Source organism: Nonomuraea antimicrobica (assembly GCF_039536965.1).
Lineage (GTDB): Bacteria > Actinomycetota > Actinomycetes > Streptosporangiales > Streptosporangiaceae > Nonomuraea > Nonomuraea antimicrobica.
Map to the genome: position 1 here is coordinate 195,927 of NZ_BAAAZP010000090.1, position 15,489 is coordinate 211,415.

16 protein-coding genes and 1 pseudogene are annotated in these 15,489 nt (G+C 71.7%); 15 read left to right on the forward strand and 2 right to left on the reverse strand.

Annotated features, from left to right (window positions below):
• Positions 1-3: 3 nt before the first annotated feature.
• The gene (locus ABD844_RS24920) at positions 4-1,644 is read left to right on the forward strand and encodes a hypothetical protein (protein WP_344882517.1); all 1,641 of its coding nucleotides are present in this window, start codon (positions 4-6) and stop codon (positions 1,642-1,644) included.
• 8 nt (positions 1,645-1,652) lie between these two features.
• The gene (gene thiD / locus ABD844_RS24925) at positions 1,653-2,456 is read left to right on the forward strand and encodes a bifunctional hydroxymethylpyrimidine kinase/phosphomethylpyrimidine kinase (protein WP_344882520.1); all 804 of its coding nucleotides are present in this window, start codon (positions 1,653-1,655) and stop codon (positions 2,454-2,456) included.
• Between the two features lie 193 nt (positions 2,457-2,649).
• Here the strand turns inward: thiD and rpmB are convergent, their stop codons facing one another.
• Positions 2,650-2,835: a 50S ribosomal protein L28 gene (rpmB, locus tag ABD844_RS24930; protein ID WP_344882523.1), complete on the reverse strand. Its 186-nt coding sequence runs from the start codon at positions 2,833-2,835 to the stop codon at positions 2,650-2,652.
• A 394-nt stretch (positions 2,836-3,229) separates the two neighbouring features.
• Between rpmB and ABD844_RS24935 the strand changes: the two are divergent.
• The 9 genes and pseudogenes from ABD844_RS24935 to mutM all read left to right on the forward strand — a co-directional run.
• Positions 3,230-3,868: pseudogene (locus ABD844_RS24935) on the forward strand (DAK2 domain-containing protein); the annotation flags it as partial.
• Between the two features lie 88 nt (positions 3,869-3,956).
• Positions 3,957-4,601 (forward strand): hypothetical protein, encoded by a 645-nt coding sequence (locus ABD844_RS24940; protein ID WP_344882526.1) that lies wholly within the window; start codon positions 3,957-3,959, stop codon positions 4,599-4,601.
• Positions 4,602-4,661: 60 nt separating this feature from the next.
• The gene (gene recG, locus ABD844_RS24945; protein ID WP_344882529.1) at positions 4,662-6,836 is read left to right on the forward strand and encodes an ATP-dependent DNA helicase RecG; all 2,175 of its coding nucleotides are present in this window, start codon (positions 4,662-4,664) and stop codon (positions 6,834-6,836) included.
• A 331-nt stretch (positions 6,837-7,167) separates the two neighbouring features.
• Positions 7,168-7,734, forward strand: a complete 567-nt coding sequence (rsmD, locus tag ABD844_RS24950; RefSeq protein ID WP_344882532.1) for a 16S rRNA (guanine(966)-N(2))-methyltransferase RsmD — start codon at positions 7,168-7,170, stop codon at positions 7,732-7,734.
• Between the two features lie 14 nt (positions 7,735-7,748).
• Positions 7,749-8,225 carry a pantetheine-phosphate adenylyltransferase gene (gene coaD / locus ABD844_RS24955; RefSeq protein WP_344882534.1) on the forward strand — a complete coding sequence of 159 codons (477 nt, stop codon included), beginning with the start codon at positions 7,749-7,751 and terminating at the stop codon, positions 8,223-8,225.
• A 53-nt stretch (positions 8,226-8,278) separates the two neighbouring features.
• A complete protein-coding gene (locus ABD844_RS24960; protein WP_425568641.1) occupies positions 8,279-8,848 on the forward strand; it encodes a YceD family protein in 570 nt (189 codons plus the stop codon).
• Position 8,849: 1 nt separating this feature from the next.
• Positions 8,850-9,029: a 50S ribosomal protein L32 gene (rpmF, locus tag ABD844_RS24965; RefSeq protein WP_033409409.1), complete on the forward strand. Its 180-nt coding sequence runs from the start codon at positions 8,850-8,852 to the stop codon at positions 9,027-9,029.
• Positions 9,030-9,276: 247 nt separating this feature from the next.
• The gene (gene rnc / locus ABD844_RS24970) at positions 9,277-10,017 is read left to right on the forward strand and encodes a ribonuclease III (RefSeq protein WP_425568642.1); all 741 of its coding nucleotides are present in this window, start codon (positions 9,277-9,279) and stop codon (positions 10,015-10,017) included.
• Between the two features lie 159 nt (positions 10,018-10,176).
• Positions 10,177-11,022: a bifunctional DNA-formamidopyrimidine glycosylase/DNA-(apurinic or apyrimidinic site) lyase gene (gene mutM / locus ABD844_RS24975; protein WP_344882541.1), complete on the forward strand. Its 846-nt coding sequence runs from the start codon at positions 10,177-10,179 to the stop codon at positions 11,020-11,022.
• On the opposite strand, the gene ABD844_RS24980 is transcribed toward mutM, so the two are convergent.
• A complete protein-coding gene (locus tag ABD844_RS24980) occupies positions 10,970-12,145 on the reverse strand; it encodes an MFS transporter (RefSeq protein WP_344882544.1) in 1,176 nt (391 codons plus the stop codon). The genes mutM and ABD844_RS24980 overlap by 53 nt on opposite strands.
• Before the next feature lie 93 nt (positions 12,146-12,238).
• On the opposite strand from ABD844_RS24980, the gene ABD844_RS24985 reads away from it, so the two are divergent.
• From ABD844_RS24985 to ABD844_RS25000, 4 genes are all read left to right on the forward strand, one after another.
• Positions 12,239-13,141, forward strand: coding sequence for a LysR family transcriptional regulator (locus tag ABD844_RS24985; protein ID WP_344882547.1), 903 nt, complete (start codon positions 12,239-12,241; stop codon positions 13,139-13,141).
• 9 nt (positions 13,142-13,150) lie between these two features.
• Positions 13,151-13,438, forward strand: a complete 288-nt coding sequence (locus ABD844_RS24990) for an acylphosphatase (RefSeq protein ID WP_344882550.1) — start codon at positions 13,151-13,153, stop codon at positions 13,436-13,438.
• A 191-nt stretch (positions 13,439-13,629) separates the two neighbouring features.
• Positions 13,630-13,824: a hypothetical protein gene (locus tag ABD844_RS24995; RefSeq protein WP_090938435.1), complete on the forward strand. Its 195-nt coding sequence runs from the start codon at positions 13,630-13,632 to the stop codon at positions 13,822-13,824.
• A gap of 170 nt (positions 13,825-13,994) precedes the next feature.
• The coding region (locus tag ABD844_RS25000; protein WP_344882553.1) for a chromosome segregation SMC family protein at positions 13,995-15,489 on the forward strand (1,495 nt) is incomplete at its 3' end.

Genomic DNA, 15,489 nt, shown 5'->3' on the forward strand with positions numbered 1-15,489 from the left:
GCCATGGGCCGCCACGGCACAGGTGGATCCGACGACGGGGACGAACGGGGGAACAGCAGCGCATTCTGGGGTCCTGACGAGCAGGCCGAGCCGCCGGGCTGGCCCTCGTTGCCGGACCGGCCCGAGGTGACGGGCCAGTGGGCCCCCATGCCGCAGCGTGCCGACGGGCAGCCTCCGCGCGCCCAGCAGTCGGAGCCGTTCGAGACCACCGGGGCCTTCGCGTTGCCTGCCGACCCTGCCGGCGGCTTTCCTCCGGCCGGCGACCCCGCCAGAGGGTTCCCGCCCGCCGACGGTCCCGCGGGCGCCTTCCCGCCCCCTCCTGAGCCCATGGACGCCGGGCCGTTCGAGACGACGGGGGCCTTCGCGCGTCCGCCGGAGTGGGACCAGCCTCCCGCGGGCCCGTACGGTGACCCCGGGCAGACGGCCGTGTTCGGCGGACAGGGCGGGATGCCGGGCCCCGGGCAGCCGGGCCCCTTCGACCGGCCGGGCGGCTATGACCAGCCGCATGACCGTCCTGGGCCGTTCGACGGGCCGTTTGACGGGCCCGCCGACCGGACCGCCTTCTTCGACTCGTTCGACGACGACCCCGCCGGGCGTACCGCGAGGTTCGACTCTCCCCCTGGCCCCGGCGGCGCCTACGGTGGCCCGCCCGAGCCGGGCGACGTCAAGGTGGCCGGCGAGCCCACCGCCGCGATGACCCCCGCCTGGGCCAACACCGAGACGAGCTTCCTCGGATCCGACTGGTCCGACGGCTCAGGCATGGGGGAACCGGACGAGCCCCGTGGCCGACGCGGCCGGCGCAGGTCAGGGCGCGGCGGCGACGACCTGCTCGGCGCCACCGCCGGACCAGGCAAGGCCCGGGTTGCGCTGCTCTCCGTCGCCGCCGTGGCCGTCGTGCTCGGCGGCACCGTGGCGGGCGTCAAGTTCATGAGCACCGCGGGCGAGTCGGGCAAGTGCGAGGGCGCGACCTGCGCGGCCGTACAGGCCACCGGCAGCCAGCGGGCCCCGGCGGCTCCCGACCCCGTCGTGGAGGAGACCGAGCCCCCGATCGAGGAGGAGCCGACGGAGGAGGTCGCGGAGACCGAGCCCGCCGAGACCCCGACGCCCACGGTCTCCTACAACGCCCGCGCCCCGCGCCGTACGACCTCGCCGACGCCGACGCCCAGCAGGACCAAGGAGAAGAAGTCCGCCGAGCCCACCGAGGAGCCGACGGAGGAGCCGGTCGACGAGACCGCGACGCCGACGCCGACGCCGGAGCCCTCGACGCTGGACGACACCGACACCGGCGGACAGCCTTCCGCGAGCTCCGTGCCCACCGAGAGCGCGGGGACGTTCGGCTCCGGCGGTGGCTCGGTCAACGTCAGGCAGTCGATCCAGCAGCGGCTGACGACGTACAAGGCCGATATGACGCTGTCCAACACCTCGGCGCAGACCCTCCAGGCTCCCACGATCTCCGTCCCGGTGGACGGCAGGGTCGTGGACGTGGACGGCGCCGGCTGGACACAGGACGGCGACCTGCTGATCCTCGACCTGCCGGCGTCGCTGGCGGCCGGGGAGTCCGTCAAGGTCTCGTTCACGGCCACGGGCCGGGGCTCCAAGGCCCAGAACTGCGGGCTGGTCGCCGGGGAGTGCGCCGTTAGCTGAGTGGTTGGATGGGGGACATGACGGAATCGACCCCTCCACGCGTGCTGACGGTCGCCGGCTCCGACTCGGGCGGCGGCGCGGGCATCCAGGCCGACCTGAAGACCATGCTGGCCATGGGCGTCCACGGCATGAGCGTCGTCGCCGCCGTGACGGCCCAGAACTCGCTGGGCGTCCAGGGCTACTGGGAGCTGCCGCCCGAGGCCGTACGCGCCCAGCTCGACTCGGTGCTCGGCGACATCGGGGCGCAGGCGGTGAAGACCGGCATGCTGGCCTCGCCCGTACTGGTGGAGACGGTGGCCGAGGTGCTGGGCTCGTACCCGGCGCCGCTGGTCGTGGACCCGGTCGGGGTGTCCAAGCACGGTGACCCGCTGCTCGCGCCCGAGGCGGTCGAGACCGTACGCACCCGTCTGCTGCCCGTGGCCACCGTGGTGACCCCCAACCTGTGGGAGGTGGAGCAGCTCACCTCCGTGAAGGTCGAGGGGGAGGACGACCTGCGGCGGGCCGCGGACGCCGTACTGGCGCTGGGGCCGAGGTGGGCGCTGATCAAGGGCGGCCATCTGCCAGGCCCGCCGGTCGACCTGCTCACCGACGGCGTCAGCGAGTACCGCTTCGCCGCCGAGCGCCTCGACAACCGGCACACCCACGGCACCGGCTGCACGCTGGCCTCGGCCATCGCCTCCCGCCTCGCGCTGGGCGACGACGTGCCGGAGGCGGTGGCCAGGGCCAAGGAGTACGTGACGGGCGCGATCGCACGGGGCTTCCCGCTGGGCGACGGCATCGGCCCTGTCGACCACGCCTGGCGCTGGCGCTGACCTCACCCGACCGCGCCTTGCGCTGGCGCTGACCCACCCGACCGCCCACCACTGCGGCCGGCGCGATCCCCGAAGGGGCCTCCGCCGGAGTGTCGTGCCCCGAGGGACGTCCGGGACCGGAGTCGTCCTCCGGGCACGACAAAGGCCCGCTGCTCCCTCGACAGGAGGCGGGCCTTCGTGCGAAAGACGCGGACTAGCGGGTGACCTTGCCCGCCTTGATGCACGAGGTGCACACGTTCAGCTTCTTCGGCGTGCCGTTGACGACCGCGCGAACCGTCTGGATGTTGGGGTTCCAACGACGGCGGGTGCGGCGGTGGGAGTGGGACACGTTGTTGCCGAAGGTCGGCCCCTTGCGGCAGACATCGCAGACGGAAGCCACGGTATCGCTCCTTAAAACAGTCGATGTAGCCCTGTCCGCTGATGCTTACCGGGCGGAGGGCATGCCGGGACAACCGGCCAGCCACACGAGGATATCCGATCCACGCCGATAGGCGCGAACCAGAACATCTGGACCGGGCCTCGGGCGGCGATATTCTCCTCGCACAACGGTAGCGCATCCGGACCGGCCGGAAGGTCGACCTGGATAGCGCGGCCGGGGCCGTCGGGTCGGGGACGAAAGCCGGAGGGCGCAGATGAAGATCCTCGACCCGCCCGCGGTACGCCGCTGGGCCCGCCTGGCCGCCGACGCGTTGGGCGAGGCCAAGACCGAGATCGACGCGATCAACGTGTTCCCGGTCGCCGACGGCGACACCGGCACCAACCTGCACCTGACCATGCTGTCCGCGGCCGAGGCGGTCGAGTCGCTGCCCGACGACGTGGACGCGTCCGTGGTGTGGCAGACGCTCTCGTACGGGGCGCTGGTGGGGGCGCGCGGCAACTCGGGGGTGATCGTCAGCCAGGCCCTGCGCGGCCTGGCCGAGGTCCTGAAGGACGGCCCCGACCTGCGGGCCGGGCTGCTGAGGGCGGCGGTGCTGGCCAGAGAGGCGGTGGCCAGGCCGGTCGAGGGCACGGTGCTGAGCGTGCTGGAGTCGGCGGCGCGGGCGGTCCAGGGGGTCGACGCGGACCTGCCCGAGGTGGCGCGGCAGGCGGCGGGGGAGGCGCGGGCCGCGTTACGGCGTACGCCCGCCCAGCTCGAGGTGCTGGCCCGCAGCGGCGTCGTGGACGCGGGCGGCGCCGGAGCGGCGATCGTGCTGGAGACCCTGGCCACCGTGATCAGCGGCACCTCCGCAGGCCGTTACGAGGTGCCTGGGCCCACCGCGCGGGTGTCGCCGCTGACCGAGGTCGGGGCGGGCTACGAGGTGATGTACCTGCTGGACGCCGACGACCGCGCCGTGGCCGGGCTGCGGGAGGAGCTCGACGCCATGGGCGACTCGCTGGTCGTGATCGGCGGTGACGGCCTGTGGAACGTCCACGTGCACGTGGACGAGGCGGGGCCCGCCGTCGAGGCAGGGGTGAGGGCGGGCCGCCCGCACCCACCGTGGCAGCGCGGGACGGGGCGTCGTGGCCGTCGCGGCGGGCGACGGCATCGCGGCGCTGTTCGAGGAGTGCGGCGCGGTCGTGGTGCGGCGCGCGCCCGGCACCCGTCCCACGCTCCCCGCCCTGCTGGCCGCGATCAGGCAGGCGGGCAGCGAGGTCGCGGTGCTGCCGAACGACGAGGGCGTACGCTCGGTCGCCGCCGCGGCGGCGGAGATCGCCCGTGAGGACGGCGTCACGGTCAGCGTGCTGCCCACCGAGGCGACCGTGCAGGGACTGTCCGCGCTGGCCGTGCACGATCCGCTGCGCCGCTTCGACGACGACGTGGTGGCGATGACCGACGCGGCCGGGCACACGCGCTACGGGCACGTGACGGTGGCTGACAGGCAGGCGTTCACGAGCGCCGGGGTGTGCCGTCCCGGCGACGTGCTCGGCATGATCGACGGCGACGTGGCGGTGATCGGCGGCTCGGTCGAGGAGGTGGCCGTCCTGGTGGTGGAGCGGATGGTGGCGGGCGGCGGCGAACTGGTCACGCTGGTCACGGGCGCCCACGCGCCGGACGGGCTGCCGGGCCGGGTGGCGGAGCACCTCGCGCGTACGCGTCCTGACGTGGACCTGATCGTGTACGACGGCGAGCAGGGCGGCTACCCGCTCCTCATCGGCGTCGAGTGACCCGCGATCCCGGCCCCGTCGGAGGATTCCTGTCGGCCCCAAGCGGTAGAACTTAATGCCGTGAGCCGTTTCGACGAGCCTCTGACGAAGGCGCTCGACCCGAAGACCGCCAAGCTGCTGCACAGCGTGCTCGGCCTGGAGACGGTCGGCGACCTGCTGCGCCACTATCCACGGCGCTACGCCGAGCGCGGCGAGCTGACCTCGCTCGACGCGCTGGAGGTCGACGAGCACGTCACCGTGGCCGGCGAGGTGACCAGGCTCATGCGCAAACCCATGCGCAACCGGGGCGGCACCTGGCTGGAGGTCGAGGTCGTCGACGGCAACGGCAACAAGCTCTACCTGTCGTTCTTCGGCAAGGGCTCCCACATGGCCGAGTCGCGGCTCAAGCCGGGGCGGCGGGGGATGTTCGCCGGGAAGGTGGGGCTGTTCGGGGCGCGCACGAGTCCGCGCTGGCAGCTCGCCCACCCCGAGTTCGAGCTGTTCGAGGAGAGCGAGGCCAGCGCCGAGGAGTTCGCGGCGGCGCCGGTGCCGATCTACCCGGCGGGCAAAGACCTCACCCCGTGGGCGATCAGGCGAGCGGTCGGCGTCGTGCTCGACACGCTCGGCCCGCTCGACGACTCGCTGCCCGCCGCGCTGCGGGCCCGCCACGGGCTGCAGGATCTCGGTGAGGCGCTGGTGGCCATCCACCGGCCGAAAGACTTCGCCGACGTGGGGCGGGCGCGCAAGCGGCTGAAGTTCGACGAGGCGTTCGTGCTGCAGGCCGTGCTGCTCCAGCGGCGCCAGGCGGCCACCGCCTGGCCGGCCAAGGCGCGGCCCAGGCGCTCCGAGGGGATGCTGGCCGACTTCGACGCGCGGCTGCCGTTCTCGCTGACCGAGGGGCAGGCCGAGGTGGGCGAGGAGATCGCCGCCGACCTGGCGCGCGAGCACCCCATGCACCGGCTGCTCCAGGGTGAGGTCGGCGCGGGCAAGACGGTGGTGGCGCTGCGGGCCATGCTCCAGGTGGTCGACGCCGGGGGGCAGGCCGCGCTGCTGGCGCCCACCGAGGTGCTGGCCCAGCAGCACCACCGTTCGATCAGCGGCATGCTGGGCGATCTGGCGCAGGGGGGCATGTTCGGGGGCACGGCGGTCACGTTGCTGACCGGCTCGATGGGCGCCGCCGCCCGTCGCGTGGCGCTGCTCGACGCGGCCTCGGGCACCGCGGGCATCGTCGTGGGCACCCACGCGCTGTTGCAGGAGCACGTCCAGTTCGCCGATCTGGGGCTGGTGGTGGTCGACGAGCAGCACCGGTTCGGGGTGGAGCAGCGCGACGCGCTGCGCGAGAAGGGGGGTGGCGGGCGTCCGCACGTCCTGGTCATGACCGCGACCCCGATTCCCCGTACGGTGGCCATGACGGTCTTCGGCGACCTCGAGGTCTCGACGCTCTCGCAGCTTCCCTCGGGGCGTGCCCCGATCACCACCCACGTGGTGCCGGCCGCCGAGAAGCCCCACTTCCTGGAGCGCACCTGGCAGCGGGTGCGGGAGGAGGTGGCGCTGGGGCGGCAGGCGTACATCGTGTGTCCCCGCATCGGCGACCTGGAGGGCGACGAGGGCGATCTGGCGGCGAGCGGCGACGACGAGCGCCGGCCGCCGCTCGCGGTCCTCGACGTGGCCGAGCTGCTGACCCAGGGGCCCTTCCACGACCTGCGGGTGGCCACGCTGCACGGCAAGCTGCCCCCGGAGGAGAAAGACGCGATCATGCGCTCCTTCACGCGGGGCGAGCTCGACGTGCTGGTCGCCACGACCGTCATCGAGGTGGGCGTCGACGTGCCCAACTCCTCCGTCATGATCATCATGGACGCCGACCGCTTCGGCGTCTCCCAGCTCCACCAGCTCCGGGGCCGCGTGGGCCGGGGCGGCCTGCCCGGTCTGTGCCTGCTGGTCTCCGACTTCCCCGAGGGCACCCCGGCGCGGGCCCGCCTCGACGCGGTGGCCGCCACGCTCGACGGGTTCGAGCTGTCGCGGGTCGACCTGGAGCAGCGGCGGGAGGGCGACGTCCTGGGGGCGGCGCAGTCGGGGAAGCGCTCCTCGCTGAAGCTGCTGCAACTGCTGCGCGACGAAGACGTGATCGCCGTCGCCCGCGACGAGGCCGCCGCGCTCCTCGCGCAGGACCCCGAGCTGACCGGCCACTCGGGCCTGCGGGCGGAGATCGACCGGCTGGTGGCCGACGAACGAGCCGAATACCTGGAGAAGACCTGACCCGCATGGCCCGATCGGCCGGTGCGCCCTGCCGGGCTTCGGTACGCCCGCACGGCGTGTGCGGTGGGGCCGGGAAAGAGAAAAAAACCCAGCCGCGGGGACGGCCTCCCCCCGAATGCCGTCCCCGGCTGGGCCCACCCTCGGGTCAGGTGCCGAGGGAACCGGCGTGCGGAAGGGCTCACGATCACGCCGGTCGGCCTTCGTGTGGGTCACCTCGAAGGCCGCAGACTCATCATGCGGGCCCACACCGCCGATGTGAATCACCCTTGCGCAGTCGAGGCAGACACTTGTCCACTCTTGACCTGCATGAACATGCGGAAGAATGGGTCACATGACGCGGATCATCGCAGGCACAGCGGGTGGGCGGCGCCTGGCGGTCCCGCCCGGGCGCGGGACGAGGCCGACCAGCGACAGGGCCCGAGAAGGCATCTTCTTGACCCTCGACTCCCTGTACGGCCTGCGCGCCGCCCGCTTCCTCGACCTCTACGCGGGCTCCGGCGCGATCGGCCTGGAGGCGCTGTCGCGCGGGGCGGCCGAGGCGGTGCTGGTCGAGTCCGACCCCAGGGCGGTGCGCACGATCAAGGCCAACGTGCAGTCGCTCGGCCTCGACGGCGCCCTCGTGGTGGCCGACAAGGTGGAGCGGTGGCTCGGGAAACCTCCCGGCGAGGCGTACGACATCGTCTTCGCCGACCCGCCCTACGCGGTGTCCGACGAGGAGGTGCGGGTGGTGCTGGAACTGCTGCGCGACAACGGCTGGCTGGTTGATGAGGGATTGGTGGCGTTCGAGAGGGAAAGCAGGGGAAAGCCGTTGATGTGGCCGGAAGGTTACGTTGAGGAGAGGGTCCGTCGTTATGGCGAAGCGTCCGTTTGGTACGGTCGCGCCGCTGGGAACCCGTAGACCTGGGAGGCGTCTTGCGCCGCGTAGTCTGCCCGGGGTCGTTCGACCCCATCACCAATGGCCATCTCGACATCATCGGCCGCTCCGCACGGCTGTACGACGAGGTGACCGTGGCAGTCCTCATCAACGTCGAGAAAAGCAGCCTGTTCACGGTGGACGAACGAATCGAGATGCTGCAAACCGTGACCAAGGAGCTTCCCAACGTCAAAGTGCGGAAATTCCATGGGTTGCTGGTCGATTTCTGCAGGAACAACGACATCCCCGCCATCGTCAAGGGCATCAGGGTCGTCAGCGACTTCGACTACGAGCTGCAGATGGCTCAGCTCAACTACCGCCTGTCGGGGGTCGAGACGCTGTTCATGCCCACCAATCCGGAATATTCGTTCCTGTCCTCCTCCAGGGTGAAGGAGATCGCCCGGTATGGTGGGGACGTCTCGGGTCTCGTACCTGATCTTGTGCACAAGCTGCTCATCGAGCGGCTCAGGGGCTGAGCGCGACCTGCTATCCTTTCATTTCGGCCTTGTACGACGGCGTTTGTTTCGCCATGCCTAGCGAGAGCAGGATGACTCAGCACCTCGACCCCCGCTCCCCTTGGGTCATCTCCACTCATGACCTGGGAAGGCGGCCGGGCACGATGCGGCAGATGAGCCTGACCGTCCCGGCACCGGCAGACCTCGGCGTCGACATGATCGGCGTCCCCAAAGACGCCGAAGTCGAGCTGGACCTCCGGCTCGAGTCAGTGATGGAAGGCGTGCTCGTGTCAGGCACGGCGCAGGCCCCGCTCGCCGGGGAGTGCGCGCGGTGTCTCGACCCGGTCACCTCGGAGATCGAGGTCGACCTGCAGGAGCTGTTCTTCTACTCCGACGAGGACGCCTCGGAGGAGGATTCACTGCTCGACGGTGAGCTGTTCGACCTCGAGCCGACGTTCCGCGACGCGGTGGTGCTCGCACTGCCGCTGAGCCCCGTCTGCCGTGAAGACTGCGCGGGGCTCTGCACGGAGTGCGGGATCAAGCTGGCCGAGGCCGGAGGCGATCACCGGCACGAGAAGATCGACGCCCGCTGGGCGTCGTTGCAAGGTCTGATTACCGACAAAGATAACGATCAGGAGAAGTGACGTGGCCGTCCCGAAGCGAAAGATGTCGCGGAGCAACACCCGCGCCCGTCGCTCCCAGTGGAAGACGACTGCTGTCGCCCTGGTGAGCTGCCCGCAGTGCCGTTCGCCCAAGCAGCCGCACATCGCGTGCCCGACCTGCGGCACCTACAACCGCCGACAGGTCATCGAGCCGTCCGCCTGATCCTCTGGCGGGAGCCCGCTCGGCCGCTCCGCGGTGGCCACGGCGGGTCTGCCCGTCAGCAGTTGACGTGATGCCGACCGGGTGCGATCGTGCCTCGGTCGGCGTTACCGTCTCAGATACGTGCGGCGGTGGTTGGCCCGCGGCCGTGGTGGACGCCGGGGCTAACGCGTTACCCCGACGCCCACCACGTTTTCGGGCATCAAGCGCAGCCGACGCGCCTTGTGAAGATGTCCGAGGAGGAAAGCACGTGGGCACAGGTCCCAAGCCGGTGGCCGTCGAGGTCGCCAAAGACGAGTTGGAGCGGGTCCTGTCGGTCGGCCTGGACCCCGACATTCTCGAGCGGGCGCTGACGCACCGCTCCTACGCGTACGAGAACGGCGGCCTGCCCACCAACGAGCGCCTGGAGTTCCTGGGCGACTCGGTGCTGGGCCTCGTCGTCACCGACACCCTCTACCGCAACCACCCCGACCTGCCCGAGGGCCAGCTCGCGAAGCTGCGTGCCGCGGTGGTCAACATGCGGGCCCTGGCCGACGTGGCCAGGGGCCTGGGGCTGGGCCGGTTCCTGCGGCTCGGCCGGGGCGAGGAGGGCACCGGGGGGCGCGACAAGTCCTCCATCCTGGCCGACACGCTAGAGGCGCTGATCGGCGCGGTCTACGTCGACAAGGGGCTCGACGAGGCGTTCCGGGTGGTGCACCTGCTGTTCGACCCGCTGATCGTGCGCTCGGCCTCGCTGGGCGCCGGGCTCGACTGGAAGACCTCGCTGCAGGAGCTGACCGCCTCCGAGGCGCTCGGGGTGCCCGAATACCACGTCGAGGAGAGCGGGCCCGACCACGCCAAGTCGTTCACGGCCGTGGTGCGGGTCGGCGGCGAGTCGTACGGCTCGGGCACCGGGCGCAGCAAGAAAGAGGCCGAGCAGCAGGCGGCCGAGGCGGCCTGGACCCGCATCCGCGCCCGCCGCGAGCAGCGCGAGAGCCAGCCCGCGGGCTGACCCACCCCCGCTCCCCGGTCCACCCCCGCTCCCCGGCCCGCGCCCGCGAGGACGGCCCGCACCCGCAAGGACGCGGTCAGGGAAGGGGCCGCAGGGTGCCGGGTGTTGTCCGGAGGGTGAGATTGAGGTTTCCCCAGCGTTCGGAGGGCGAGGTCCCAGGTGCCTGAGTTGCCGGAGGTCGAGGTCGTCAGGCGTGGTCTCGCGCAGTGGGTGGTCGGGCGCGAGATCGCCGCCGCGGAGGTGCTGCACCCCCGCGCGACCAGGCGGCACGCGCCCGGCGCCGACGAGTTCGCCGCCCGGCTGAAGGGCCGCGCCGTGCTGTCCGCCGAGCGCCGCGGCAAATACCTGTGGCTCCCGCTGTCGGACGGCGACGAGGCGCTCCTGGCCCATCTGGGGATGAGCGGCCAGCTTCTCGTGGTCGCCCCCGACTCGCCGTTGGAAAAGCACCTGCGGGTACGCCTGCGCTTCGAGGACGGCGGCCCCGACCTGCGCTTCGTCGACCAGCGCACGTTCGGCCACGTCATGCTCAGCCCGCTGGTGGCGGGCGTGCCCGAGCCGATCGCGCACATCGCGCCCGACCCGTTCGAGGCGGTGTTCGACGAGGCCGAGTTCACCCGCAGGCTCAGGGCCAGGCACACCGAGATCAAGCGGGCCCTCCTCGACCAGTCGCTGATCAGCGGCGTCGGCAACATCTACGCCGACGAGGCCCTCTGGATCGCCCGGCTCCACTGGGCCCGCGCCACCCAGACGCTCACCGGGCCCAAGGTCGCCGAGCTGCTCACCGCCGTACGCACGGTCATGGGCGCGGCGCTGGAGCAGGGCGGCACGTCGTTCGACAGCCTGTACGTCGACGTCAACGGCGAGAGCGGATACTTCGAGCGCTCGCTGGAGGTGTACGGCCGCCGCGACCTGCCCTGCTCCCGCTGCGGCACGGCGATCAGGCGGGAGGCGTTCATGAACCGGTCGTCCTACTCCTGCCCCAGATGCCAGCGACGGCCGCGCTGACCAGCGTGAGCCCGGCTCCCGCCCACATCACCGCGGAGACCGACACGCCGTCCGTGATCCGGCCCCCGACGAACGCGCCGAGCGCGATGGAGACGTTGAAGGCGCCGACGAACAGCGCCGTGCCCAGTTCGCCGCCGCCCGCGCGCATGATCCACAGTTGCAGGGTCACCCCGACGCCGCCGTAGCCCAGCCCCCACACCACGAGCGCGACCAGGGGCGGCAGGTCGACCAGCACCAGCGCCGCCATGGCCACCGTCATGAGCCCGACCTGCACGACCAGCGTGCGCCACGGGCTCTTGGCCGCCTGCGCGCCGGCGGTGAAGTTGCCCACCACGCCCGCGGCGCCGTACACCAGGAGGGCGGTGCCGACGAGCGCGGCGCCGGCGTGCGAGACCTGCTCCATGAACGGGCGCACGTAGGTGTAGGCCGCGAAGTGGCCGGAGATGGTCAGGGTGGTCAGCACGAGAACGAGCTTGAGCGGCCCTGAGAGCCACGAGGAGCGCTTGTCGGGCGTCCGGGGCGTGCCAGGCTCGGCCGGCGGCCTCAACGGCGGCAGCGTCGTGGCCAGCAACGCCAGCAGGGCGAGCGCCAGCACCCCCGCGGCGGCGAAGGCGCTGCGCCACCCCGCGAACGACGACACGAACGTCGCCGCGGGCACCCCCAGCACCGACGCCACCGACACCCCGGCCAGGATGATCGACGTGGCCCGCCCGACCGAGCGCTCGGGCACCAGGCGGGGCCCGAGGCCCGCCGCGAAGGCCCAGAACCCGCCGATGCTCACCCCGGTCAGCACCCTGGCGGCCAGCATCACCGGATGGTTCGGCGCGAGCGCGCCCGCCAGGTTGGCCACCGCCAGCAGCGCCATCAGCCCGATCAGGATCATGCGCCGGTCGACGCGGCGGGTGGTCACCGCAAGCAGGGGCGCGGACACCGCGGCGACCAGGCCAGGGGCCGACATGGTCAGCCCGGCCGTGCCCGCCGAGACGCCGAGGTCGGCGGCGATCGAGGTCAGGAGGCTGACGGGCAGCATCTCGCTGGTCACGATGGTGAAGGTGCCCACCGCTACCGAGGTCACGGCGAGCCAGCGCGCCCGTACGGCGCCGGGAACGTCAGTCATGGTCATGGCGCCCAGCCTCTTGCCGGGCCGGTTGGGGGAACAATGACGAAGCCCGAAGGCTTGCTTTAGGTGGACTAAGCGATCGAGCCGGAGGCGGGGATGGAGTTCAGGGAGCTGGAGTGCTTCCTCGTGCTCAGCGAGGAGCTGCACTTCGCGCGTACGGCCGAGCGCCTCTACCTGTCGCCGGGCCGGGTGAGCCAGCTCATGCGCGCGCTGGAGGACCGGATCGGCGGGCGGCTGTTCGAACGCAGCAGCAGGCGGGTGCGCCTCACGCCCCTCGGCGAACGTTTCCTGGCCGACCTGCGGCCGTCGTATGACGGCATGGCCGACGCCGTACGCCGGGCCAGGGCGGCGGCCCGGGAGGTGACGGGGGTGATCAGGGTCGGGTTCCTGGCCACGCCGACCGATGTCGTGACGGGCAGCGTACGCGCCTTCGAGCGCCGCCACCCCGGCTGCGCGGTCGAGCTGGTGGAGATCGCGCTCTCCGATCCGTTCGGCAAGCTGCGGGCCGGGCTGGTCGACATCGCGTTCACGCTGCTGCCGGTGGAAGAGCCCGGCCTGGCCGCCGGTCCTGGCCTGAACCACGTCTCCTATCGGCTCGGCGTCTCCGTACGCCACCCGCTGGCGGGCCGGGCGGGCATCGGGGTGGAGGAGCTGGCCTCCGTACCGCTGATCGGGCTGGACGGCCCGGCCCCGCGCGCCTGGAACGAGCGGATAGCACCCTCCGTGACCCCTTCCGGACATCCGATTCCCCAGGCCGGTAAGGTGGCCACGACCCAGGAGGGCCTGACCCAGGTGGCGCTCGACCGGGGCGGCATGCTCTTCTGTACGCCCTCGGCGGACCAGCACCTCCGGCCCGACGTCAGCTTCGTGCCCGTGGCCGGGCTGCCCGCCTCGATCCTCGGCCTGACCTGGGTGAAGGCTCGGGAGACCGCCGCGATCAGGGCGTTCGACGAGGCCGCGGTCGCCCAGGCGTCCGCGGCGCGGGCCCTGGTGGCGTGAGGAGGGGAGATGCCTGACGACGAACCCGGCGCCCGATTGACCGCATGGGTGCGTGGCCGCGTGCAGGGGGTAGGTTTCCGCTGGTGGACGCGGGTCCGCGCGCTGGAGCTCGGCCTGGTGGGTTGGGCGCGCAACACCGACGACGGCCGCGTGGAAGTGGTCGCGGAGGGCTCGCGTGAGGCGTGCGTCAAACTGCTGGAACTGCTCAGAGGTTGCGACACGCCGGGCAGGGTGGATGGAGTAGTGGAACGCTGGAGCGAAGCCCGAGGTAGTTTGAGTGGTTTTGTAGAGAGGTAGCCGGTTTCGTTAAACGGCCCAAATAGGGTATAGTTGTATGTCGGGAGTGCCCATCAGTAGGGCTCAGCGGTTCGTTCGACTTGACCGCCCACACTGCCGGTGCGACTCTTGTTAAGTACCACGCGCACCCCTCCCGCGGAATAAGAAGTGCGCGAACCAGTCTGGTCACTCAGCGTGGAGGACCCTTTACCATGGCGAAGGCTCTACTCGGCCACGTCGGCGGTCCTGACCCTCGAATGGTCTCGGAGATGCGCCGCCTGCAGCAGCGTATCCGGGATCTGGAGGCAGAACTCATCCGACTTCAGGCCACCAATGACGCTCTTGCGGCGCAAACCCGCGACGAGGCGCTAAGCCGCATGCAAGAGCGCGAGCCGGCACTCACCTGAGAGTGATCGGAGCGCAAGACCCAGGGACGTCTCGGCGAGGCGTCCCTTGTTATTTGCCCTGAAATGGCAAAAGACCTGGTCAAGTGTGGTCCCCGTGTTAGATGCCCACGTGGGGCAGTGCGGACCAGTAGTCTTTTCCGAAGCCGTTCAGGGAGAGAAAGGGGTCGCGCTTGTATTTGAAGACCCTGACCCTGCGCGGATTCAAGTCCTTCGCCTCCGCGACCGCCCTGCGTTTCGAGCCGGGCATCACCTGCGTGGTCGGTCCCAACGGCTCCGGCAAGTCCAATGTCGTCGACGCCCTGGCCTGGGTGATGGGTGAGCACAGCGCCAAGTCGCTGCGCGGCGGCAAGATGGAAGACGTGATCTTCGCGGGCACGGCCAACCGGCCCCCGCTCGGCCGCGCCGAGGTCACGCTGACCATCGACAACACCGACGGCGCGCTGCCGATCGACTACACCGAGGTCACGATCAGCCGGCTGATGTTCCGGTCGGGGCAGAGCGAATACGCGATCAACGGCGACACCTGTCGCCTGCTCGACATCCAGGAGCTGCTGTCCGACTCGGGCATCGGCCGCGAGATGCACGTGATCGTCGGTCAGGGCCAGCTCGACGCCGTGCTGCACGCGGGGCCGGAAGACCGGCGGGCGTTCATCGAAGAGGCCGCGGGCGTGCTCAAGCACCGCAAGCGCAAGGAGAAGGCGCTGCGCAAGCTCGACGCGATGCAGGCCAACCTGACCCGCGTCCAAGACCTCGCCACCGAGCTGCGCCGCCAGCTCAAGCCGCTGGGCCGGCAGGCCGAGATCGCCCGCAAGGCCGCCGTCATCCAGGCCGATCTGCGTGACGCCAGGCTCCGGCTGCTGGCCGACGACGTGTGCATCCTGCGCGCCACCCTCGAACGCGAGGCCGCCGACGAGGCCGCGATCACGGCCAGGCGGCAGCAGGTCGAGACCGAGCTGGCCGAGGCGCAGCAGCGCGAGACGGCGCTGGAGGCCGCCGAGGCCGAGACCCAGCCCCGCCTGGCGGCCGCCCAGGAGACCTTCTTCCGGCTCTCCTCGCTGCGCGAGCGCATCACCGGCCTGGAACAGCTCGCCGCCGAGCGGCACCGGCACGCGCTCGACGCCGCCGCCATCGAGCGCCGCGGGCGCGACCCGGAAGACCTCGAACGCGAGGCGGCCGAGGTCCGTGAGCGGGAGCAGATCCTCAGGGCCGAGCTGGAGCAGGCGCAGGAGCTGCTGGAGGAGTCCGTCGAGCGGCGGGCCGAGGCCGAGGCCGAGCTGAACGCCGAGGAACGGCGGCTCGCGCTGGCCGCCAGGGCCGCCGCCGACCGCAGGGAAGGGCTGGCCAGGCTGCGCGGCCAGGTCGACTCCGTACGCAGCCGGGCCAGGGCGGCCGAGGAGGAGATCGGGCGCATCCAGCAGGCCGTGGCCGGCGCGGGCGATCGCGAGCGGCGGGCCAGGGAAGACCTTGAGACCCAGCGGCTGGAGGAGCCGGCCGTCGATCCCGCGCTGGCGGAAGAGCTGGCCACGGCGCAGGCCACGGTCGAGGAGGCCAGGGCGGCGGCCGACGAGGCACGGGCGGTGGCGCAGGAGGCCGCGTCGGGGCTCGACGCGCCGCACGCCGCCCTGCGGGCCGCCAAGGCGGGCGTCGGCACGGCCCGCGCCACCG